The 22,759-nt window shown below is 73.9% G+C and carries 19 protein-coding genes and 1 pseudogene; 15 read left to right on the plus strand and 5 right to left on the minus strand.

Going from position 1 to position 22,759, the window contains the following annotated elements:
• Window positions 1–84: 84 nt before the first annotated feature.
• Window positions 85–258: pseudogene (locus FHX31_RS10455) on the plus strand (radical SAM/SPASM domain-containing protein); the annotation flags it as partial.
• 49 nt (window positions 259–307) lie between these two features.
• On the opposite strand, the gene FHX31_RS10460 reads toward FHX31_RS10455, so the two are convergent.
• On the minus strand, window positions 308–748 hold the full coding sequence (locus FHX31_RS10460; RefSeq protein ID WP_114920755.1) for a hemerythrin domain-containing protein: 441 nt from the start codon (window positions 746–748) through the stop codon (window positions 308–310).
• A gap of 129 nt (window positions 749–877) precedes the next feature.
• Window positions 878–1,684, minus strand: coding sequence for a DUF2249 domain-containing protein (locus FHX31_RS10465; RefSeq protein WP_184975876.1), 807 nt, complete (start codon window positions 1,682–1,684; stop codon window positions 878–880).
• Between FHX31_RS10465 and FHX31_RS10470 the strand changes: the two genes are divergently transcribed.
• The 9 genes from FHX31_RS10470 to FHX31_RS10510 all read left to right on the plus strand — a co-directional run bounded on the left by FHX31_RS10470 (window position 1,683) and on the right by FHX31_RS10510 (window position 11,335).
• A complete protein-coding gene (locus tag FHX31_RS10470; RefSeq protein WP_262420890.1) occupies window positions 1,683–2,441 on the plus strand; it encodes a helix-turn-helix transcriptional regulator in 759 nt (252 codons plus the stop codon). The two genes, FHX31_RS10465 and FHX31_RS10470, sit on opposite strands and share 2 nt — an antisense overlap.
• Complete coding sequence (locus FHX31_RS10475; protein WP_184975878.1) at window positions 2,438–3,565, plus strand: hypothetical protein; 1,128 nt, start codon at window positions 2,438–2,440, stop codon at window positions 3,563–3,565. Before FHX31_RS10470 ends, FHX31_RS10475 begins: the two co-directional genes overlap by 4 nt.
• Window positions 3,565–4,899, plus strand: a complete 1,335-nt coding sequence (locus FHX31_RS10480; RefSeq protein WP_091331661.1) for a hypothetical protein — start codon at window positions 3,565–3,567, stop codon at window positions 4,897–4,899. The genes FHX31_RS10475 and FHX31_RS10480 overlap by 1 nt, the downstream gene beginning before the upstream one ends.
• Before the next feature lie 3 nt (window positions 4,900–4,902).
• Complete coding sequence (locus FHX31_RS10485; protein ID WP_184975881.1) at window positions 4,903–6,255, plus strand: multicopper oxidase domain-containing protein; 1,353 nt, start codon at window positions 4,903–4,905, stop codon at window positions 6,253–6,255.
• A 5-nt stretch (window positions 6,256–6,260) separates the two neighbouring features.
• The gene (locus FHX31_RS10490; RefSeq protein ID WP_123109520.1) at window positions 6,261–7,019 is read left to right on the plus strand and encodes a YwiC-like family protein; all 759 of its coding nucleotides are present in this window, start codon (window positions 6,261–6,263) and stop codon (window positions 7,017–7,019) included.
• A 216-nt stretch (window positions 7,020–7,235) separates the two neighbouring features.
• Window positions 7,236–8,102, plus strand: a complete 867-nt coding sequence (locus tag FHX31_RS10495; RefSeq protein WP_357155313.1) for an NAD(P)-dependent alcohol dehydrogenase — start codon at window positions 7,236–7,238, stop codon at window positions 8,100–8,102.
• 185 nt (window positions 8,103–8,287) lie between these two features.
• Window positions 8,288–9,355, plus strand: coding sequence for a lytic polysaccharide monooxygenase auxiliary activity family 9 protein (locus FHX31_RS10500; RefSeq protein ID WP_013287101.1), 1,068 nt, complete (start codon window positions 8,288–8,290; stop codon window positions 9,353–9,355).
• Window positions 9,356–9,446: 91 nt separating this feature from the next.
• Entirely contained in the window at window positions 9,447–10,031 is a 585-nt protein-coding gene (locus FHX31_RS10505) for a hypothetical protein (RefSeq protein WP_013476257.1), read from the plus strand.
• Window positions 10,032–10,489: 458 nt separating this feature from the next.
• A complete protein-coding gene (locus tag FHX31_RS10510; RefSeq protein ID WP_013476258.1) occupies window positions 10,490–11,335 on the plus strand; it encodes a DUF6671 family protein in 846 nt (281 codons plus the stop codon).
• Window positions 11,336–11,351: 16 nt separating this feature from the next.
• Here the strand turns inward: FHX31_RS10510 and FHX31_RS10515 are convergent, their stop codons facing one another.
• Window positions 11,352–11,894 carry a carbonic anhydrase gene (locus FHX31_RS10515; protein ID WP_013287092.1) on the minus strand — a complete coding sequence of 181 codons (543 nt, stop codon included), beginning with the start codon at window positions 11,892–11,894 and terminating at the stop codon, window positions 11,352–11,354.
• Window positions 11,895–11,985: 91 nt separating this feature from the next.
• Between FHX31_RS10515 and FHX31_RS10520 the strand changes: the two genes are divergently transcribed.
• Both FHX31_RS10520 and FHX31_RS10525 read left to right on the plus strand, forming a co-directional pair.
• Complete coding sequence (locus FHX31_RS10520; protein WP_123109482.1) at window positions 11,986–16,218, plus strand: putative inorganic carbon transporter subunit DabA; 4,233 nt, start codon at window positions 11,986–11,988, stop codon at window positions 16,216–16,218.
• Window positions 16,215–16,565 (plus strand): DUF190 domain-containing protein, encoded by a 351-nt coding sequence (locus tag FHX31_RS10525; RefSeq protein WP_013476260.1) that lies wholly within the window; start codon window positions 16,215–16,217, stop codon window positions 16,563–16,565. Before FHX31_RS10520 ends, FHX31_RS10525 begins: the two co-directional genes overlap by 4 nt.
• 148 nt (window positions 16,566–16,713) lie before the next feature.
• Here FHX31_RS10525 and FHX31_RS10530 read toward each other — a convergent pair whose 3' ends face one another.
• The gene (locus FHX31_RS10530) at window positions 16,714–17,313 is read right to left on the minus strand and encodes a TetR/AcrR family transcriptional regulator (RefSeq protein WP_013476261.1); all 600 of its coding nucleotides are present in this window, start codon (window positions 17,311–17,313) and stop codon (window positions 16,714–16,716) included.
• 129 nt (window positions 17,314–17,442) lie between these two features.
• On the opposite strand from FHX31_RS10530, the gene FHX31_RS10535 reads away from it, so the two are divergent.
• The 3 genes from FHX31_RS10535 to FHX31_RS10545 all read left to right on the plus strand — a co-directional run bounded on the left by FHX31_RS10535 (window position 17,443) and on the right by FHX31_RS10545 (window position 22,111).
• On the plus strand, window positions 17,443–18,633 hold the full coding sequence (locus FHX31_RS10535) for an alkane 1-monooxygenase (protein WP_013476262.1): 1,191 nt from the start codon (window positions 17,443–17,445) through the stop codon (window positions 18,631–18,633).
• Window positions 18,634–18,780: 147 nt separating this feature from the next.
• The gene (locus tag FHX31_RS10540; RefSeq protein ID WP_013476263.1) at window positions 18,781–20,106 is read left to right on the plus strand and encodes a polysaccharide pyruvyl transferase family protein; all 1,326 of its coding nucleotides are present in this window, start codon (window positions 18,781–18,783) and stop codon (window positions 20,104–20,106) included.
• A gap of 301 nt (window positions 20,107–20,407) precedes the next feature.
• On the plus strand, window positions 20,408–22,111 hold the full coding sequence (locus FHX31_RS10545) for a tetratricopeptide repeat protein (protein WP_013476264.1): 1,704 nt from the start codon (window positions 20,408–20,410) through the stop codon (window positions 22,109–22,111).
• A 65-nt stretch (window positions 22,112–22,176) separates the two neighbouring features.
• Here FHX31_RS10545 and FHX31_RS10550 read toward each other — a convergent pair whose 3' ends face one another.
• On the minus strand, window positions 22,177–22,617 hold the full coding sequence (locus FHX31_RS10550; protein ID WP_013287086.1) for a hypothetical protein: 441 nt from the start codon (window positions 22,615–22,617) through the stop codon (window positions 22,177–22,179).
• Between the last annotated feature and the right edge of the window lie 142 nt (window positions 22,618–22,759).

A 22,759-nucleotide genomic window follows, 5' to 3' on the forward strand; every position in this document is an offset into this window, starting at 1 on the left:
CCTGCGGGTCCGTGGCGGGACTTCGGGCCGGTCGGGCGGTCACCGGCGGGGCACGGAGCGGGGCCCGGCCGTCTCGGTGTCACCCTGCCGGAGATCGCCGGGCAGGTTCGGGACCGGGGGCCACTGGAGCGTGCTCTTCCTGGTGCCGGCCGGGTGGGGCGCCGCGCTGGGCGGCCGCGACGCGGGCAGACCGAGGACGTGCTCGACGCTCTCTACGACCTCGGCGAGACCGTGCCGGTCAAGACCACCGAGGCGCACCGCCGGTAGCCGCGGGGCGGCGTCGGCAGCGGCCGACATCCGGGCCGCCTCACCTGGCTGCCGCCTCCGCCGGGGTGATCCGGTCCCAGGCCGGGATCGGCAGCGCGATCACCGCGGCCGGGAAGAGACCGTGCTCCTCGTTGTCGATGTGCCGGTGGAGCCGGTCCAGGGCGGCCAGCACTGCGGGCCAGTCCGGGTCGGCCCGGTCGACGCCGCCGAGCACGCCGTGGATGTCGTCGTGCTCCGCGCAGAGCTTCGCCACCGCCCCGGCCAGGCTGCCCTCGGCCCGCAGCTCCACGAAGAGGCCGTCCTCCTCAGTGGAGGTGTGCGGCATCAGCAGCGCCAGCAGCGCGTCCAGCGCCACCAGGGCGTCCGGGCCGGCGGCCCGCACCGCGCCGCGCAGCCGGCCGGCCGCGTTCGAGATCGCCTCGTGCTCGGCCGAGAGCCGGCCGATCAGCGGGAACTCCCGACAGCCGCAGTAGTTGCACACTTCGTCTCCTGACCACGAGGGTGGGCGACTCCATCGTGCGTACCGACAACCTCCGTCAGCAGGGCCGGACGGCCCGGTACGCCGGGACGGCGGGCCCTGATCCCCACCGCCCTGGCACCGACAGACTGCTCAGACCGTCACCGGCCGGCGGGAGAGCCGGATCTGCCACACGTCCGGCCCGTCCTGCAGCCACTCGCTGGTCATGCCGTCGCCGTAGCGGGCTGCGACCTCGGCCAGCAGCGGGCGGGGTGCGTGCGGGGCGACCAGCACCAGCGCTCCACCGGCCGGCAGCGCCTCCAGCGCCGCCAGCACCCGCGCGTGGCGCTGGTCGTGCGGGAGCTGCCGGACGTCCAGCCGGGGATCGATGGTGAGGGTCGCGGCCGGCGCGTCGGCCGGTGCCCGGTCACCACCGCAGCCGCAGCCACCCCCGCCGCAACCGCCGCCATTCGAGACTTCCGAGGAGCCGAGCAGATCGTGCATCCCCTCCAGCAACTTCGCCAGCGAGACGTCGGCCGCGTCCACCAGCAGCGGGACGACCAGGTCGTTCTCCTTGGCCAGGTGGACGGCGAAGAGCGCGGCGAAGGCGCGCGCGGTGCCGGCGAGGCGTACCGGCCGGTTGCCGGTCTCCAGCTCGGCGACCAGGCCGGTGATCGCCTGGTGCTCGTCGAGCATGCCCCGGACCAGCAGCGCACCCTCGGCCCGCTCACCGGCGGCGGCGTAGAGGGAGTCCTCCTCGGCGTGCGCGTGCGGCAGCAGTTCGTCGCGGAGCCATCGGAGCAGTTCGTCGCGGTGCCGGAGCGCGCCGGTGGCGTCACCCTGGTCGGCCGCGGTCAGCAGGTTTCCGACGTGCCGGTCGAGGTCGGCGGCGAGCTGGGCGTGGTGCCGGACGACGGCCTGCGCGGCCTCGCGGTCGGCCGGGGAGCGTGAGGCGGACATGGAACCCTCCAGGGTTTTGCGGTTGAACGACGTTGTAACGTTATCTAACGTGGAAACCCCGAGAACAGGGCCGGTCGGCGAGACCATCGACCCGCAGCGCCACCGGGCTCTCGGCACCGCCAGCCGGGCCTCGATCCTGGAGCTCGTGCGCGCCGCCGGCGCCGGCATGACGATCGCCGAGGTGGGGGAGCGAACGGGCCTGCACCTGTCCACCGCCCGCGCCCACCTCGACCGCCTGGTCGACGCAGGACTGCTGGTCAAGGCGCGGGCCAGTGGGGGCCAGCCCGGACGGCCGGCGTGGCGCTACCGGGTGGCCGTCGCGGAGGCCCCGGCCCCCGCGCCGTACCGGGCACTCGCCGCCGCCCTGCTCGACCACCTGTCGCGGCGTGGCCACGGCGACGTCCGGGCGGAGGCCACCCGCGCCGGCCAGGACTGGGGACGCCACCTCGCCGCCGCCACCCCGCCCGGCAGGGAGCCGGTCGATACGCTGCTCGACGTCCTGCGCGGGCTGGGCTTCAGTCCCCGCCGACACCGGACGGCCGACGGGGCGACCGAGATCCACCTGCACACCTGTCCCTTCCTGGAGCTGGTCAACCGCAACCCCGACGCGATCTGCGCCCTGCACGTCGGCGTGGTCCGCGGCACGCTCGAACACGCCGGTGCCTCACCGGCCGGCGCCGTGCTCGAACCCTTCGGCGCACCCGACGCCTGCGTGGTGCGGCTGGCCCTGCCGAATATCACCGAAGAGCCGGCATGAACCCACGGCCGGTCGCCGTACAGTGGCGGCTCCCCGTCCTCGCGGCGGGCGGCTTCGCCCTGGTGAGCGGTCTCTACGCCGCCCTGCTGCTGCTCGGACTGCCGGTGCCCGCGCCTCACGTCCCGCTGGAGCAGGTGCACGGCCCGCTGATGGTGCTGGGCTTCGTCGGCACCCTGGTGGCGCTGGAACGCGCGGTGGCCCTCGGCACCCGGTGGGCCCTGCTCGCGCCCGCCTGCTCCGGCGCCGGGGCGGTGCTGCTGGTGCTGACCGGGCCGAGCCTGCCCGGCCGGCTGCTGCTCGTGCTCGCCTCGGTGCTGCTGCTGCTGATCTACCAGCGACTGTGGTGGCGGCAGCCCGGCCCGGCGCTGCTGGCCCAGGTCACCGGCGCGCTGAGCTGGTACGCCGCCACCCTCCTCTGGCTCGCCGGCCTCAGCGTGCCGGAGATCGTGCCCTGGCTGGCCACCTTCGTGGTGGCCACCATCGCCGGGGAGCGTCTGGAACTCGCTCACCTCACGCTGCCCCGGCACGGCGTCGGCTGGTTCCTCGCCGCCCTCGGCATGCTGACCGCCGGCGCCACCGCCACCGCGCTCTGGCCGGCCGTCGGGGCGTACCTCTTCGGGGTCGGCCTGCTCGCGACGGTGGCCTGGCTGGTGGTCTGCGACGTCGCCCGCCGCACGGTGCGCGCCGTCGGCCTGCCCCGCTACGTCGCGGTCGGCCTGCTCACCGGGTACGCCTGGCTGGCGCTGGCCGGCCTGCTGTGGGCCGGCGCCGGGCCGGTCACCGGCGGCTCCCGTTACGACGCCACCCTGCACCTGGTCTTCCTGGGCTTCACCATGTCGATGATCTTCGCGCACGCTCCGGTGATCCTGCCGGCGGTGCTTCGCCGCCCACTGCCCTACGGGCCGTGGCTGTACGCCCCGCTCGCCCTGCTGCACACCACCCTGACGATCCGGGTCCTGGTCGGCGACGTGCTCGGCGTGCCGGCCGGGTGGCGCTGGGGCGGCGTCGGCAACGTCCTGGCGGTGCTCGGTTTCGTCGGCGCAGTGGTGGCCGCGTTGGTCCGCGCCGCCCGGCGGCGGACCCGGACGGCGGTCGTCCCGCCGGTCGTGCCGGCGGTGCGGTGATGGCCGGCACCCGCGGCGACTCCGCCCCGACCGCACCCTCGGGCCCGGGGGCCGGGCGGACCGTCTCGGCAGTCGCGTCGGCCGGTCCCGCCGCCCCGGCCCCCGGCCCGGCCCCCGGCCCGGTGACCGCTCCGGCCGTGGCGGCGGGCCTTCGGCGGGCCGGCTGGCACCGCCGGGTCGCTGCGCTGCCGTTGGCCTACCTGGCCGGGCTGGTCGTGCTCGCCTTCGTCCATCCGTTCCTCCCGGCGTGGCGCTGGACGGCCATCCACCTGCTGCTGCTCGGTGCGGTCAGCAACGCCGTCGTGGTGTGGAGCGCCCACTTCGCCGCCGCCGTGCTGCGTGCCCCCGCCCCGGACCGCCGCCGCGCCGAGGCGGCCCGGCTGGCCGCGCTCAACGTGGGCGTGCTGGCGGTCCTGACCGGCGGCACGGCCGACCGCCCCTGGCTGGGCGTGGCGGGCGCTACGCTGGTCTTCGTCGCGGTGACCGCCCACCTCGTCGCGCTCACCCATTGGCTGCGCCGCGCCCTGCCGGCCCGGTTCTCCGTCACGGTCCGCTACTACCTGGCGGCGACCGTGGCCCTGCTCGCCGGCGTGCCGGTCGGCGCCGGGATGCTGGTGATCGACGACCCGCTGCGCCCCCGGCTGCTGCTGTTCCACGCGCACGTGAACCTGCTCGGCTGGGTGACGCTGACCGTCCTCGGGACGCTGCTGACACTCTGGCCCACCGTGCTGCGTACCCGGATGGCCGACGGTGCGGTCCGCGCCGCCACCGTCGCGCTGCCGGTGGCGACGACCGGACTCGTCCTGCTGGGCGTCGGCCTGCTCGCCTGGTGGCGGGTCGTCGCCGCGGCCGGGCTGAGCCTGTTCGCCCTCGGCGCGCTGATCGCCCTGCGCCCCGCGCTGGCCGTCGCGCGCACCCGCCCCCCGTACGCGTTCGCGTCCTGGTCGCTCGCCGCGGCCGGCGGCTGGCTGATGGTCGCTCTCGCCGTGGACGCCGCGACGCTGCTGCCCGCTGCGGACCCGGCCGGCGCGGCCGACCGCTTCGGTGCGGTGCTGCTCCCGCTGCTGGTCGGCTTCGTCGCCCAGGTCCTCGTCGGAGCCCTGACCCACCTGCTGCCCGTGGTGCTCGGCGGCGGACCCGCGCCGGTGCGCCGCCGCACCGCCCTGCTGGAGCGGCACGGCCCGCAGCGCGTCGCGATGACCAACGCCGCCCTGCTGGTCCTCGTCCTGCCCACCCCGCCGTTCGTCCGCATCACCACCTCACTGCTGGTCCTCGCCGCGCTGGTGCAGTTCCTCGTGCCGGCCGTGCGGGTCCTGCTCACCGCCCGGAGGTAACCCGTGTCCGCGCGCACCGACGCCCCCGTGCCCCGCCCGCTCGGCGGAGCAGCCGTGGGTCTCGCCCTCGTCCTCGTCGCCGTCCTCGTCGGGGTCGCCGCCCAACGCGTCTCCGGTGACGCACCCGTCCCCGCCGCCGCCACCGCCGTCACCCCGACCGGGCACACCACCACGGTCACAGTGGTCGCAGACGGCATGCGTTTCCACCCCGACCGGATCGACGTGCCCCGGGGTGATCGACTGGTCATCGAGCTGACCAACCGGGACAACCGCCGCCACGACCTCGTCCTGGCCTCCGGGGCGAAGACACCGCTGCTGACGCGGGACGGCGACGCCCGGCTGGACGCCGGCGTGATCGGGGCGACGGTGGAGGGCTGGTGCTCCCTGCCCGCCCACCGGCAGGCCGGCATGACACTGCGGATCGTCCCGACGGGGGCCACGGCGACCGCTCCGACAGGGACAGCCGTGGCGACGGAGGGAACGAGGCCGCGCCTCGATGCCATGGCCGACCCTGGCGCGGCCTTCGTCGCCCGGGACGCCACCGCGCCGCCCGCGCCGCCCGGCCGGCTGCACCGGCGTGAGCTGCACGTCCGGGAAGTCGTCCGGGAGGTCGCGCCCGGGGTGCGGCAGCGGCTGTGGACCTTCGACGGAACCGTGCCCGGCCCGGTGTTGCGCGGCCGGGTCGGCGACACCTTCGAGATCACCCTGGTCAACGACGGCACCCTGGACCACGGCATCGACTTCCACGCCGGTGCCGTCGCCCCGGACGAGGTGATGCGCCCGATCGACCCCGGGCAGCGGCTGACCTACCGGTTCACCGCGACCCGTGCCGGCATCTGGATGTACCACTGCTCGACCATGCCGATGCTGCACCACATCGGCAACGGGATGTACGGTGCGGTCATCGTCGACCCGCCCGACCTGCCCCGCGTCGATCGAGAGTACGTGCTCGTCCAGTCCGAGTTCTATCTCGGCCCGGACGGCGAGCCCGGCGACCTGGCCGCGATGCAGGCGGAGCGCCCCGACGCCGTCGTCTTCAACGGCTACCCCGCCCAGTACGCGCACCGTCCGCTGCCCGCCCGGGCCGGTGAACGGGTCCGGGTCTGGCTGCTCGACGCCGGCCCCAACCGAGACAGCTCGTTCCACATCGTCGGCGCCCAGTTCGACACCGTCTACCGGGAGGGGCACTGGGAGAACCGGCCGACCGACCCCGGCGGAGCCCAGGTGCTGTCCCTCACCCCGGCCGGCGGCGGCTTCGTGGAGACGGTCTTCCCCGCAGCCGGGCACTACCCGTTCGTCAGCCACGCCATGGTCGACGCCGAGCGCGGCGCCCGTGGCCTGTTCGAGGTCCGGTGACCACCATGAACACCGCTGTCGTAGCCGACCGCCCGGCAATGCGCCGCCGCCGCGTGCGGCAGTTCGTCCCACCCCAGCACGGCGCGTGGGCGATGCTCCTGCTGCCGTACACCGTGGGGGTGGCCTTGGCCGGCCCGCGCTGGCCGCACCTGCCGCTGCTCGGCGCCTGGCTGACCGGCTACCTGCTGTCGTATTACGCCTTCCAGGCGATCAAGAGCCGTCGGCCGAGCCGCTTCACCCCCCAGCTGCTGGCGTACGGCCTGCTGGCGGCGCCGCTCGCGGCGACTGTGGCGCTCGCCCGGCCCGCTGTCCTCTGGTACGCCCCGGGCTACGCCGCGCTGCTGGCGGTCAACGCCGGATACGCCTGGCGTCGCCGGGAACGGGCCCTGCTCAACGACTTGGCCTCGGTGGCGCAGAGCTGCCTGCTGGTCTTCGTCGCGGCGACCATCGCCGGTGTGTCCGTCACCCGGGTCACCCCGGCCTTCGCAGTGCTCCTGCTCTACTTGTTCGGCACCGTCCTCTATGTCAAGACGATGATCCGGCAACGCGGTGACAGCCGCTTCCTCCGTCTCTCCGTCGGATACCACGTGCTCGCCCTGGCCGCCGTGGTCTGGCTGGTGGATGTGCTGCTCGGTCCGGTCTTCCTGCTGCTCCTGCTCCGGGCCGCGCTGCTGCCGGCACGCCGGCTCCGCCCTGTGCAGGTCGGGATGATCGAGATCGGGTGCTGCCTGGTCGTTCTGGCCGGGGTGCTGGCGACGCTCTGATCCGTGCGCAACGTCCCCCACTCGGAGGCGGTTGGTCCCTTGTCTCTGTCTGCTACCAAGAGGCCGTTGCCTGCCGGCCGTGGGCATAGTGCGGCCGGAGCGCCTGGGTGAAGGGCTAGGGGTGCGTGGATGAGAGCGGTTGTGTACGACCGGTACGGGTCGCCGGATGTGCTACGGATCGAGGACGTCTCCAAGCCGTCTCCCACCGGCCGGCAGGTGCTCGTCAAGATCGCAGCGACCTCGGTCAACCTGAGCGACTGGGAGACCCTGCGCGGCTCGCCGCTGTATTCGCGCATCGGTGGGCTGCGCTCACCGGCACGCCGGACACTCGGTTCGGACATCGCAGGCCGGGTCGATGCGGTCGGCCCGGCGGTCACCCGGTTCCGGCCCGGTGACGCGGTGTACGGTGACAACCTCATGCTCAAGGGCGGCTTCGCCGAGTACGCGATCGCTCCCGAGTCGGTTCTGGCCCACAAGCCCGCCGCCCTGACCTACGCCGAGGCCTCCGCGATTCCGCAGGCGGGAGTCATCGCATGGCAAGGGACTCAAGGCGCGGCAGCCGGAAAACGGGTTCTGATCAACGGTGCCGGCGGCGGATCGGGCTCATTCGCCATTCAGGTCGCCAAGCGGTTCGGCGCCGAGGTGACCGGCGTCGACAACGCCGGCAAGCTCGACTTCATGCGATCGGTCGGCGCGGACGAGATGATCGACTACCGCAGCCAGGACTTCACCCGCAGCGGCCCGTACGACCTCATCCTCGACCTGGTCGCGCACCGGTCGGTGTTCGACTACCGCCGGGCACTGGCCCCCGGCGGCCGTTACCGGTGCGTCGGCGGCTCGGTCCCGGCGCTGCTCCGCGTACTGACGATCGGTGCCGCGGCCGGCCGGCTCACCCACCGCCGCCTGGGTGTGCTCGCCGTCAAGGAAGGGCCGACGCATTTCGAACCGGTGGCCGACCTCTGCGCCACGGGTGACCTCACCATCCACATCGACCGGACCTTCACCCTCGATGAGGTGCCCGAGGCGTTGGCCCACGTCGGAGAGGGCCGAGCCCTCGGGAAAGTCATCGTGACCGTCGTCTGACCCGATACGCCGGTATCGATTTACATTGACAGCCGTCTTTACTAACATCGTGGCTGGGAGTCGCCATGCGCTGCTGGGCAGCAGTGCCGTCCACCCCTGGGACGGCTTGAATCGATCGGCGTCACCTTCTCCGGGGTGGGCACCCAGCGAGGGCCACTGGGCGCCGGCGCATCCACTGGAGCATCATGAAAATCTCACGGACAGGACGCCGTCTGGGACTGGGCGCGGTCGCAGTTCTCCTCGCCTCGTTCACGATGGTCGTCGTCAACCAGGCCGATCCGGCCTCGGCGCACGGATCGGTCACCAACCCGCCGACACGCAACTACGGATGCTGGGAGCGCTGGGGTTCCGATCACCTCAACCCCACCATGGCCCAGACCGACCCGATGTGCTGGCAGGCGTGGCAGGCCAACCCGAACACCATGTGGAACTGGAACGGCCTGTACCGCGAGAACGTCGGCGGCAACCACCAGGCCGCCGTGCCGGACGGACAGCTGTGCAGCGGCGGTCGCACCCAGGGCGGCCTGTACGCCTCGCTCGACGCGGTCGGCGCGTGGACCGCGAAGCCGATGCCGAACAACTTCACCCTCACGCTGACCGACGGCGCCAAGCACGGCGCCGACTACATGTTGATCTACATCACGAAGCAGGGTTTCGACCCGACCACCCAGCCCCTCACCTGGAACAGCCTGGAACTGGTGCTCCGCACCGGCAGCTACCCGACCACCGGGCTCTACGAGGCGCAGGTGAACGCGGGCAACCGCACCGGGCGGCACGTCGTCTACACCATCTGGCAGGCGTCCCACCTCGACCAGCCGTACTACCTCTGCAGTGACGTGATCTTCGGCGGCGGCGGCAACCCGCCGCCGACGACCCCGCCGCCCACCACGCCGCCGCCCACCACCCCGCCGCCGACGACTCCGCCGCCCACCACGCCGCCGCCGGCCGGAAACGGTGCCTGCACCGCCACCTACCGCAAGACCAACGAGTGGTCCGGTGGATTCGGCGCCGAGGTCACCGTCCGGGCCGGCAACGCCGCCATCTCCGGATGGACGGTGGCATGGACCTGGCCCAACGGCCAGAGCATCACCAACGCCTGGAACGCGACGGTCACCTCGAGCGGTTCGTCGGTCACCGCGTCGAACGTCGGTTACAACGGTTCCCTGAGCGCCAACGGCTCCACCAGCTTCGGCTTCAACGCCTCCTGGAACGGCACCAACTCCACACCCACCCTCACCTGCACCGCTCGGTAACAGCATCTGCGGTGGGGTGGCGCGGCACGCGCCACCCCACCGTCGGTGCCCTCCGCCACCATCAGGAACCGCGACGAGGTGAAGAACGATCATGACTTCCCGGGTAGGCGTCGGCGGCTGGTACCGGAGCCGCGTCGTGTGGATCGAGGTGTGCCTGCTGGCCGCGTCGATCGGTGTGGCCGCCGTGGTCACCTCGACCACCCCGAGGACGGACCCGGCAGATCTCCGCCGGCAGATCCTGGCCCGGATGCGTACGACCCTCGAGCAGGCGGACCCGGCACATCACCAGCACGCCGGGCACACCGCCCCGCAGGTGCCGGCCGGAGAGCAGGCCGCGCCGGCGGTCGTCTGCGGAGTCCATGTCTACGGCCACGAGCCCACCGGGGCCGCCACCCTGGCCGACGTCCGGACGGTCTACGGCTTCCACCTCTGCGGCGTCGCCGAACAGAAGCGCCACTGGGACGGGGCGGTCAAACTCGTCGGCCCGGTGATCATGGACATGACCACCCAGCCTCCCGGCATCAAGGTGGTCGAGGCGACCGCCGACGTCAGGTTCGTCGACCGGCTACGGGAGATGTTCCCCGACAAGTACGAGGTCCTGGCACTCAGGGAGGCGTTGCCCCCGTCGGAGATGGCCGACCTGCGGCGCCGGTACGACGCCGCCGCCGGCCTCTGACCACGCCGAGCGGCCGATACCCGCGCCGCGGCGCCGCAGGCGGCGAGGGCGAGAACGCCAGCGGTCAAGGCGTCCGCACCGGGCAGGGAAGCGCTACGAGGACCGGACATGAGCGGATGTCGGACCGGCCCCTGGTCGCGCAGGATCACCTGATTCTCATGCGGCTGGCCGGTGGCCCCGGCCGGACCCGGATCGGCATCGTCACCGCCGCCGCGCCGGTGCGGGCCGAGGATCCGACGCCGGCACTCCGGACTGCAACAACGGCGACTGCTACGCCGGCCTTTTCCGGACCTGCGGGGCGGCCGACGCCCAGTGGATCCCGATCGACCTCGACCACCCGGGCGCCGCCGGCGACCGGTACCGCTACGTCACCACGATGACACCACAGCCCGGGCGACCGCTCCGATACGTAACCGAATTCCGGAATCCTACTTCTTATCTCGGGTAGGATCGGTGGTGTGGAGGCGTCACCGTTCCATGGCGTGGTGGCCTGCCTGGCCACCATGCACGGCAAACAGTGGGCGCTGCGTCCGCTGCTGCGCCGACGGCTCGGGATGAGTGTGCGGGTGGCGCCGGTGGACACCGACGCGCTCGGTACGTTCACCGGCGAGGTGCGGCGGGTCGGCTCGGCGCGGGAGACCGTGGTGCGCAAGGCCCGGCTCGGGATGGCCGCGACCGGGTCCGTGGTCGGGCTGGCCAGCGAAGGGGCGTTCGGCCCGCACCCGGCGGCTCCCTGGACTCCTGCCGACGTGGAGTACGTGGCGCTCGTCGACGACCGGTCGGGTCTGACCCTGGTGGAGAGCGCTCTGAGCGTCGAGACCAACCACGGCCAGGTGGTCACCGACGGTCGGGACCGCGGCGCCGTGCTCGCGTTCCTGCGCCGGGCCGGGTTCCCGCACCACGCGGTCGTCGTCCGGCCCGCGGCCGGGCCCGGTCGGCCGGTCAAGGGACTCCGCCGGCTCGCCGACGTCCTCGTCGCCGTCCGGCGGGCCGCCCTCGACTCCGCCGACGGCACCGCCGTGCTCGGCGCGGACCTGCGGGCCCACGTCAATCCGACCCGGATGCGGGTCATCGCCGCCGCCGCCGACCGGTTGGCCCGGCGTCTCGCCACGCCCTGTCCCGCCTGTGCGGCGCCGGGATTCGGCCTGGTCGGCACCGAGCCGGGACTGCCCTGCCGCGACTGCGGCACGCCCACCGCCCACGACGCGCTGCTGGTCTCGGGATGCGGCAGGTGCGCGTACCGCTCGCGCCGGCCCGTGGGCGGCGCCGCGGACCCCGGTGCGTGCCCGGTGTGCAACCCCTGATGAGGCGTCGCCCCACTCAGTGCGACCGCATCGACGCGTTGTTCGGTGGCCGCAGGCGGCAGGCCCGCCGGGCCGGCGGTGGCAGCGCGGGCCGCACCTCGTTGAGGAGGCGGTCCGCGTCGTGCCAGATCATGCCGTGGATGCCGCAGCGGCCGGAGCGGACGGCCTGGTCGAGCAGGGGGGACCGGCGGCGCAGGGCGGTGAGCGTGGCGCGTACCCGGTCCGGCCCGCTGCCGCCCGCCAGGGAGCAGGAGGCGTGGCCCAGCACGACCAGCAGGGGTGCGCCGAGGCGCGCGACCGCGTACTCCAGACTGCCCAGTGCGGCCGGGCCGACCTGCAGGCCGGCGGTGCGGACCGCGTAGACGTCGACGCCGCCGAACACGGTCACGGCCTCGGGCTGCGGGTCGGCGCACGACAGGACCGCGGCCACCGGTGTCGCGCCGGCCGACGGGACGGGAAGGCCGCCGGCCCGGAACCGGTGGTGCCCGGCGCGTAGCCGGGCGAGGGCGAAGCTCGGGCTGGTCTGCCACACCTGCGACGGGGATCCGGTCGCGTCCATCGCTCCTCCTCGTGCCGAGCCACTGTCGTGCGTCTCACGATACACGAATTACGAATCGTGTAATACAGTGCGCGTGTCTGAGGAGGTGACGATGTCCGTCGCACTGGTTCTGGGAGTCCTGGCCGGGCCCGCATCGGCGGCGCTGTGCGCGCTGGCGGTACCCGATCCCCGTCGAGCCGCCCGGGTGGTGGGGGCGCTGCTCGCTCTCACCGCCGCCGCGGCCGCCGCGCTGCTGGCCCGGGTCGCGTACGACCCGGTGGTCCCGGCGCTCCTGCTCCGGCTCGACCCACCCGGGCCGGCGTTCTCCGTGGGGATCCGGCTCGACCGGTTCACCGCGCTGTTCGCGCTCCTCGTCTGCGGGCTGGCCGCCGTCGTCGCCGGCTACGCGCGCCGCTATCTCGACGGCGAGCCGGGCGCCCGCGCCCTGCAGGCCCGGATCGCGGCGGCCACCACGGCGACCCTGGTGATGACCACCGCGCCCAGCCTCGTGCAACTGGCCGTCGGCTGGATCGCGGCCGGGCACCTGCTCATCGGGCTCATCGGCTACTACCGGGAGCAGCCCCGGGTACGGGCGGCGGTGCGCCGTACCCGGGCGGTGTTCCTCGTCGGCGACGTGGCCCTGGTCGCCGGCCTGGCGCTGCTGGTCGCGCCGACGGGCGACGCCGACCTGGACGCGGTCCGGGCGGCCGCCGGCGACCGGCCCGGCTGGCTCCTGGCCGCCGCCGGCGGGCTGCTGCTGGTGGCCGGCGCGGTGCGATCGGCCCAGGTGCCGGCGCACCGCTGGCTGCCGTACACCCTGGACGCCCCGACCCCGGTCTCCGCCTTCCTGCACGCAGGCATGGTCAACGTCGCCGGCTTCCTGATGATCACACTGGCGCCGGTGGTGGTCGCCGCACCCGGCGTAATGCCGGCGATGGTGCTGACCGGCCTCGTGACCGCGGTGTCCGGGACGGTGTTCGCCGCGGTGCGCACCGACGTCAAGGGCACCCTCGCCCGGTCCACTGTCGCGCAGATGGGCTTCATGCTCGCCCAGTGCGGGCTCGGCGCGTTCGGCCTGGCCGCCGTGCACCTGGTCGGGCACGCGGTCTACAAGGCGTACGCGTTCCTGTCCGCCGGCGGCGCGCTCCAGGCCCAGGCGCGGACCGCGGCCGCGCCCCGCCCGGTCGGCCCGCCCCGGACCCGGACCGTGGCGCTGGCCGGCGCGGCGGTGCTCGCCGCCGTGGCGCTCACCGAGCTGTCGCTCGGCGCCAGCCCGAGCGGCCTGCTCAGCGCCGTCCTGGCCGGTGCGGCCGCGCTGACCGCGGTGCGGTCGGCGCTCGCGGACCGCGAGGTGCCGGCGCGGACCGCCGTCGCGATCACCCTCGCGGCGGGCGCGCTGGCCGGCGGCTACCTGGTCGCCGGTCGGGCCGTCGCCCGGTGGCTGGGGCTGCCGACCTCGGTGACGGACGCCGGGGTGGGCGTCGCGGCGGTCACGCTGGCCCTGGTGGCCGTCGCCGGCGCGTTCCTGGTGCGCCGGCACGGCGCCGCGCTGTGGTGGTGGGCCTGGCGTGACGGCGCCGGCGCGTGGTGGCGCCGCTCCGCCGGCGTGGCGGCGGGGGAGCCGGCCGCCTGGGCCGTGACCGCCGTACGCCGCCGCGACGCGTCCGACCGGTCGGACGCCGCCCGGGTCGTCGCCGCGCTGGCCGCTGCCGGTGACCACGTCGCCGCGGTCTGGCCGCTGGACACGTTCGTGGCGGTCAACCCGCTCGCCGGCCGGGAGCGGGTGCCGTTCGCGCGGGCCACTGCCGAGCTGCGGGCGCTCGGCGGCGCGCGGACCCACCTGCCGGCCGACGAGTACCGGCGGCGGCTGCGCGACGGCGAGATCGAGCCGGCCGACCTGACCGCGGTGCTCCCCCCGGCGGCCTCGGCGCCGGTCACGCTCGGCGGACGGTCGATCACGGCCGCGGACCTCCAGGTCGCTGCACTGGCCCACCCGGTGCACGACGGACCGCCCCCGCCACCCGACCTGCTCGCCGTGGCGCGGCGCCGGCTCGCGGTGACCCGGCCCGCCGTCGAGGCCGACCCGGACCCGCTCACCCTGGCCGAGTTGCTCGACCGGGTCCTGGGTACCCGGATCGGCGCCGACGTCGACGAGCTGGTGGCCGGCTGGTGCGCGGCGCACTGCGGCCGTCCGGCCGCCCGCTGGCCGGTTCCCGGCCCGGCCGACGAGAGCTGCTGGGCGCGCTGGCGGCGGGTGGCCGGCGTCGACCGCGCGGGCGTCAGCGGCCTGCGGGCACTCGTCGCCGCGCTGCCCGCCGAGCCCGAGCGGGCAGTCGCCCTGCTCCTGCGCGCCCTCGGCGTGGCGCCGGCGGCCTGGCCGGCGTATCTCACCCGGTCCCTGCTCCGGTTGCCGGGCTGGGCCGGCTACGCCCGCTGGTCTCAGACGCGTCCCGGTGAGCGACCGGACCTGACCCCGCTGGACCTGCTCGCGGTCCGGCTCAGCTACGAGCTGGCGCTGGCCGGCACCGCCACCCACCGCCACCTCGGCGTCCCGCCGACGCTCCAAGCGGTGACCGCCGCGACGACCCCCACCGCCGCGACGCCGACCGCCGTGTCGACGCCCACCGCCGGGACGGCGGAGACCGTACCGGCCGCCGGTGCGCCGGGGACGGACGAGCCGGCGGCTCTCGCCCGGCTGGTCGCGGCGCTCGGCGTCGACGCGCCGGCCCTGGCGCTGCTGCCCGAGGAGACGGTGGCGGTGGTGCGCGACGTTATGGCCGAGCTGTCCCCGGCGCGGCAGGCCGAGGTGTGGCTCGCCGCCGCGGAGCACGCATACCGGCGTCGGCTGCGGAACCGGCTGGAACACGGGGCGCGGCCGCGCCCACGCCGCGCCGCCCGCGTCACCCCGCTCGCCCAGGCGGTGTTCTGCATCGACGTGCGCAGCGAGGGCCTGCGCCGGCACCTGGAGGCGGCCGGGCCGGTGGACACCTACGGCTTCGCCGGCTTCTTCGGCCTACCCGTGCGCACCGTGGCGGCCGATGCCGCCCGGGGCCGGGACCGCTGCCCGGTGCTCATGCGACCGGTGGCCACCGTCGGGGAGACCGCCGACGCCACGCGGGTACGCCGCCGGCGGGCCCGGCAGGCGTGGCGCCGGGCGTTCGCCTCGGCCAAGGCCGACCCGGTCGGCGCGTTCGCCTTCGTGGAGGTCGCCGGCGTGCTCGCCACCGCCGCCCTGGCGGTGCGCGCCGTGGCGCCGGGCCGGTTCGCGCCACCCGCCGACGACACCGCGCCGCCGGTGGCCGACCTCGCCGCCGCCCTGACCCTCGACGAGCAGGTCTACTACGCGGAGGCGACGCTGCGCACCGTCGGGCTGACGACCGGCTTCGCCCCGCTGGTGCTGCTCTGCGGGCACGGGGCCACCAGCACCAACAACCCCTACGCGGCCGCGCTCGACTGCGGCGCCTGCGGCGGCAACCGGGGCGGGGTCAGCGCCCGGCTGGTCGCCGCGCTGCTCAACCGGCCCGAGATCCGCGAGGCGCTGGTCGCCCGGGGGATCCACCTGCCCGCCGACACCCACGTCCTGGCCGGCGAGCACGACACCGTCACCGACGAGGTGCGCCTGTTCGATGTCGACACCGTCCCCGTCCGGCTGCGCCCGCACGTCGACGACCTGACGCGCCGGCTCGCCGAGGCGGGAGCGGGTCTGCGCGCGGAACGGGCCACCCGGCTGCCCGGCCGGCCGGGCTCCCGCCACCTGCCCGGCCGCGCCTCGGACTGGGCCCAGGTGCGGCCGGAGTGGGCGCTGGCCGGCAACGCCGCGTTCATCGCCGCGCCGCGCGAGCTGAGCGCCGGGCGCGATCTCGGCTGCCGCACGTTCCTGCACTCCTACGACTGGACCGCGGATCCGGACGCGGTCGCGCTGGAGACGATCATGACGGGCCCGCTCGTCGTGGCGTCCTGGATCAACCTCCAGTACTACTTCTCCACGGTGGATCCGCACCGCCTCGGTGCCGGCACCAAGACCGTGCACACCGTCCTCGGCGACGCGCTCGGCGTCCTCTCCGGATCCGGTGGCGACCTGCGTGTCGGGCTGCCGCTGCAGTCCGTCGACGACGGGACACGGCCGGCGCACGACCCGCTGCGGCTGCTCGCCGTGGTCCACGCCCCGCACCACCTCGTCGACACCGTGCTCGGCCGCAACCCGGCCCTGCGCCAGCTGATCGACGGCGGCTGGATGTCCCTGACCGTCATCGACCCCCGTACCGGCGAATGGAGTGACCCGGGCGGATCCCGGCGCACCACGCCGCTCCCGGCCCTCGGCCCAGAGAAGGAGTACAGCGTATGAACGAGCTCGGACTGACGCGCATGGTCAAGGTGGAGGTCGTGACCCGCGCCGACGACGTCGACGCCGTCCGGACGCTGCTGCACGCCTCCGGCGTGAGCGGTTGGACCAGCCTCAGCGGGGTCTCCGGCTTCGGCCACCACGGCACCCACGAGGGCCGGCTGCTCTTCAACGACCGGGCCGGACTCGTCATGGTGATCGCCGTGCTGCCGATCGAGCGGGCCGAGCCGGTCGTCGTCGGCCTGCGCGACATCCTGGCCCACCGGCCCGGCGTCATGTTCGTCAGTGAGGCATGGGTGAGCCGGCCCGAGTACTTCGGCGCCGATCGACCGGCGGGCCCGGTGACCTGAAGGGGGCGAGTCGCGTCCGGGCGGGGTGGCGACCGCCGCCCCGCCCCGCCGTGGCGGCCGGACCCGGCCGAGGAGGCCCTCGGGCACGTCCGGTCGTCCGCCGCTGTACGCACCCGGCCGACGCCCGCATCCCAGCTGATGCGCTCGTTCACGCGCGCGGCGGGTCCAGGAAGCGTTGTGCCAGTTCGGCGAGGGTGTCGGCGGTGTTGTCGACGGGCGCCGTCGGCAGCACGATGTGGCTGACGACCAGTCGTGCGAGGGATTCGGCGCCGACGGTGACTTCATCGGGAGGCACCCGGGGCAGGTGCGTGTCCGCCCACTCCCTCAGCACCGTGACGGCGGCGGCCAGGGCCAGGTCGGCGCGGGTGGTCAGGTAGGGGAGCAGGGCGTCGGTGCCCCGGGCACTGTTGAGGACGGCTTTGACCAGCGGGTCGGTGCCGGCCTGCGTCAACACGAACGTCACCGCGGCATGGACGGCGGCTCGCACGTCGCTGCCGTGGGCGGACAACGCCTCCCGCACACCGTCCATGAACCGGTCGATCTCGCGGTGTGCGATGGCTTCGCCCAGGCCGGCCTTGTTGGTGAACTCGTTGTAGAGCGTCTGCCTGCTCACGCCCACGCGGGCCGCCACGTCGGCCATTCGTACCGCGTCCCAGCCGCGGTCGATCGCCAGGTCGCGGCCGGCCGTGATGACCGTGTCACGCAGGTGCCGGCGCGCGGTGTGGCGATAAGGCGGAGGGGCGGCCATGGTGCGCCGAGTCTATCGAGTAGACACACATGCCTTGCGTGTCTACTCAATTGACGCAGAGCCGGATATTGTCAAGCGTGGCTGTCCGTGTGACAGTCGACGCAGCGCTCGACACTCCGGAGGCGGTACATGCAGACCTCGATCGATGCTCCAGCCGCCGGCTGGCGTGACGGCAAGAAGCACCTGTGGCCACTGGCTCTCCTCGTGCCGGTGCTGCCGTTTCTGGCGTACGCGTTGTGGCAGGCCGGCGCCGGACCCGCTGCCTGGTGGCTCACCCCGGCGGTGGTCTTCGGACTCATCCCGATCATCGACGTGCTGCTCGGTGACGACGGAGAGAACCCGCCCGACGACATCGCCCGGCGGTTGCAGGAGGTCCGTTACTACCGCTGGATCACGTTCCTGTTCCTGCCGGTGCAGTACGCCGCCCTGCTGCTCGGAGCATGGGTCTGGACGCGTGGCGGCCTCGGTGCCGCCGGTGCCGCCGGCCTGGTCGCCACCATCGGAATCGTCAACGGACTGGCCATCAACACCGCACACGAGCTCGGCCACAAGCGCGAAACGGTCGAGCGGTGGTTGTCGAAGATCGCCCTCGCGCCCACCGGGTACGGCCACTTCTACGTCGAGCACAACCGCGGGCACCATGTCCGTGTCGCCACACCGGAGGACCCGGCCAGCGCCAGGCTGGGGGAGAGCTTCTACTCGTTCTGGCCGCGTACGGTCTGGGGCAGCCTCATCTCGGCGTGGCGGCTGGAGATCGGCCGCTTCCGGCTGCGGCACAGGAGCCCGTGGACGCTGCGTAACAACCTGCTCAACGCCGGGCTCATGACCGTCGCGCTCTTCGCCCTGCTGATCGCTGTGTTCGGCTGGCGGCTCGTGCCCTTCCTGTTCCTGCAGGCGATCGTCGGCCTCTCGCTGCTGGAAGCGGTCAACTACCTCGAGCACTACGGATTGTGCCGTCGGCGCACCGCCACCGGCCGCTTCGAGAAGGTCGACCCACGGCACAGCTGGAACAGCGACCGCGTCGTCACCAACGTGTTCCTCTTTCAACTGCAACGCCACAGCGACCACCACGCCAACCCGCTGCGCCGCTACCAGACGCTGCGCAGCTTCGACGTCTCGCCGCGACTGCCCGGAGGCTACGCCTCGATGGTGATGCTGGCTCTCGTCCCGCCGCTGTGGTACCGGGTGATGAACCCACGGGTTCTGGCGCACCACGGCGGCGACCTGAACCTCGCCAATCGCAACCCCCGCGCCGAGGCCCGACTGCGTCGCCGCTACGGCCGGCCCGCAGCGGACACCACAGCGGTCCACGCCGCCTGACCCGACCCGGTGTAGGTCTGACGGCACCTCTCCGTGTCAGGGCGTAGGATTTCGGTTCCTGCACGGAACGGGGCCGTGCCCGGCCGGTCGCGCCGCTTCGGCCTCGCCGGGCGCCGTGGCGTCCGGGACGAAGGGTGGACACCCCGGATGCACCAGCGGATCCTGCTGCGAGCCCGCAAGGGCCCGTTCGACGTCGTCACCGCCGAGGAGACCTACGAGCGGGACTGGATCGGCAAGAACAGCGGCAACCTGGTCTTCAGCCACGCCGCGCACAAGCTGCTGTCCACCTCGACGGCGGAGATCACCCCGTCGCGGTTCCGGACGGACCCGCGCGATGCCGACGAGATCAACGAGAAGTACGACGTCTTCGTGATCCCGCTGGCGAACGCGTTCCGCCACGACTACGTGAACCGGTTGACGTCGATGACCCGGCTGATCGAGCGGCTCAAGATCCCGGTGGTGGTGCTCGGGGTCGGGGCGCAGACCGACGTGGACGGCGACCGGGAGTACCTGCGTCCGATCGACGAGCCGGTGAAGGCGTTCTGCCGGGCGGTGCTGGACCGATCGCACAGCATCGGCGTACGCGGCGAGATCAGCGAGAACTACCTGCGGACGCTGGGCTTCTCCGCCGTCGAGCAGATCGGCTGTCCGTCGATGTTCCTGCACGGCGACAGCCTCCGGGTCGAGAAGGCGAAGGCGACCCTGGACACCGAGGATCGGCTCGCGTTCGTCATCTCGCCGTACGTCCGCGCGTTGGCCCCGATCGTCCAGCACCACCACCAGCGCTACCCGAATCTGCGCTACGTGGCGCAGGGCCTGTACACCCTCGGCACCCTGCTCTACGGCGACGCACCGAAGTTGCGCGGCAAGACCGACGACATGCCGATCCACACCTCACACCCGCTCTTCGTCGAGGACAAGGTGCGGATGTTCATGGACCCGTGGCCCTGGATGGAGTATCTCTCCGGATTCGACTTCGCCTTCGGCACCCGGATCCACGGCACCATCACGGCGCTGATCTCCGGCACTCCCGGGTATCTCCTCGCACACGACTCGCGCACCCTGGAACTGGCCCGCTACTTCGACATCCCGCACCGGTTGATGCGCGACGTGCCGGCCGACGTCGACGCCGCCCGACTCTACGAGGAAGCCGACTACACGGCCCTGAACGAGGGCCACAAGGAGCGCTTCGCGCGGATCACCGCGTTCCTCGCCAAGCACGACCTCGGCCTGTCGTTCGCCGACGGGGACAGCGCCACCCGCTTCGACGAGCAGGTCCGCCGAACCGTCTACCCGCCGGCGGTCCGGCCGGCCTCCGCCTACACGGCCGAGGAACTGCTGACGCGCATCCAATGGCTGCGGGACGAGAACCGGACGCTGCAGCAGAAGCTCACGGCACGCCGCGCGCAGCCACTGCGCGACCAGGTCAAGCAAGCGGTGGGCCGCCGGGTCCGCCGGATGCTGTCGCGCTGACCGTCGTACGCCTGCTCGGCAGCGGAATGGCCGGCGCCGCGACGGCGGCGTTCGGCGTGGCGGTGCGATCAGCCCGCCGCGAATCGCGAGAACCCTTCTTATTTCCATCGACCGGCATTACGCTCTGGGCCAGCCCTGAGGTGCATCACATCGGAGGTTCCTATGAGGACGATGACCATCCGTCGCACGACTGCACTCCGCCTGGTGTCCGGCGCACGCCGCCTGTGGATCGAGTGGTGCTGGTAACTGCCGGCCCGGCGGGCGCTCCCGGGCGCCCGCCCCTGCGGCGGTGGGCCCTGCGGTGACGGACGGGGCGGAGCGCTACGACTGCCACCGCGACCACGGGCCGTACGCCGGGGTCTCGGCCTTCCTCGGCCGGGTCGCCGCCGACCGGCCCCGCCTGGCGGCCCGGCACGCGGTCGAACTGCACGCGATCGCCCCCCAGCTCGACCCGGCGGCCCGGCCGGCCGCCGAGGAGGAGCCGATCCGCTTCCACCCCGCCCGCCGTACCGCCTGCCTGGCCTACGGCGCGGCGGAACTCGTGGCGGCCTGGGCCGGCACGCTCCGGCGGCCCGTCACCGTCCGGTTCGATCACGTCGCCGGCGCCGACGAGACGACAGCCGAACTGCTGGACGCGCTGGCCCGCCGGCTCGGGCCGGCCCCGGTGCGCCTCGACCTGCGCGACGACGGTGCCCCCGATCCGGCGCCCGACGAGCGCACCCCGCAGGCGCTGCGACGGGCCCTGGGCGACAGCCTGGCCCGCGGCTACTACCACCACGCGGCCCGGGTCGCCCGGCGCGGGCGGGCGGCGGTCACCCCCGACGGCGACCTGCGGCACTGGTGGGCGTTCACCACCGGCCTGGCCACCGCCCTGGCGGCCCTGAACCGGGCCGCCGAGGCGCTCGACCTCTACGACGAGGCGCGGGCCGTCACCGACGACCCGAAGATCACTATGTCGGCGGCGTACGCCACCGCCATGCTGCACGCCCGGCACCTGCCGGCGGCCGACCAGGACCCGGCGCTGGCCCGGCACTGGCTGGAGGTGGCGCTGCGCCTCGCCGCCGAACTGGCCGACCCACGCCGGCGGCTGCTGTCGACGGTCTTCTACGAGCAGGGCCTGGCGCTGCTGGACAGCCGGGCCGGCCGGCCCGACCGCGCGCTGCGGCTCGTCGACGACGGGCTGACCCGGCTGACGGCCGCGCTCGGCCCCGGCGAACGCCCGCAGGACCTGGCCCGGCTGCGCCACAACCGGGCGCAGGTTCACCTCGCGCTGGGCGACCCGGCGCGGGCGCTGGCCGATCTGGACACCGTGATCGCCCACGACCCCGACAACTGCGAGTACTACGTGGACCGCGCCGCCCTCCACCGGGCGGCGGGCCGGACCCGAGCCGCGATCAGGGACTACGACGCCGCCATCCGGCTGGGACCGCATCTGCCCGAGGCGTACTACAACCGGGCCGTGCTCCAGCAGGAGCGGGGCCGCCCCGAGCGGGCTCGCGCCGACCTGGAGCGGGTGCTCGCCATCGAACCGGGGCACCTCGACGCCCGGATCGCCCTGGTCAACCTGCACGTGGAGCGCGGCGCGCTGGATGCCGCCGAGGCGGGTGCGCGGGCCGGGCTGGCCGGCGCTCCGCAGGAGCCCGCGCTGCTGTGCACCCTGGGCCTGGTCCTCGCCGAGCGCGGCCGGCCCGCCGAGGCCGACGAACTGCTCACCCGGGCCCTGAACGGGGACCCCGAACTGGTGGAGGCGTGGACGAACCGGGCGGCCACCCGGTTCGAGCGCGGCGACGTGGCCGCCGCGCTCGCCGACCTGGACCGGGCGGTGGCGCTGTCGGAGGCCCCCGTGCCGCGCTACAACCGGGGTACGGCCCTGGCCCGGCTGGGCCGGTGGGACGAGGCGGCCCGCGACTTCGCCCAGGCGCTCGCCCAGCCCGGCCTGGACCGGGCCCTGCGCCGGGATCTGCGCGCGGAACTCACCAGGTGCCGCCGGGCGCTGGCCGTCTGACCCGGCCCGGCCGGGGAGCCGGCGCTCATCGTGCGCCGGTCCCGGTCCGGGGGAGGGGAGCGGGTTCAGCAGCCCTGGCGGCGGCTGTAGATCTGGTGGCGCTCACCGGCCCATCCGATGTAGCCGACCGCCTCGACGCAGTAGTTCGCCGTACCGGTGACGGCGACCGGGCCGGCGTAATAGCTGAAGTCACCGGAATTGGTGTCCGCGCCGCCCGACCGGGTGCAGTGCGCGCCCTCGCCCGACCGCTCCGCGCAGCGGTAGATCTGCACGAAGGTGGGCGCCGACCTCCCGTACGCCGCGCCGCGGTGGTAGAAGCAGGCGCTGTTGGTGCCCCCGTTGCTGCTGTTGTAGTAGATCACCAGTTCACCGAGCCCGGACGACTGCACCTGGCTGTAGGTGATGGTCCCCGAGCAGGAGCCGGCCGCCTGGGCGGCGGGGGCGCCGACAGTCAGGCCCGCCGCGACGGTCACCAGCGCCGTCAGCGCCGAAAGCATGCGTTTCATGTACCTACCTACCCAATCCACAGTCGACTGTTCCATAGTGGATCTTAATCAACCGGTGACCTTCGCCGTGACCCTGGTCCATAGGCAGCCACCTATTGACAAACAATATTAACAATTGGACCCTCTGAGAGAGCGCTCTCCC

This window comes from Micromonospora sp. CNZ286 (assembly GCF_014207755.1).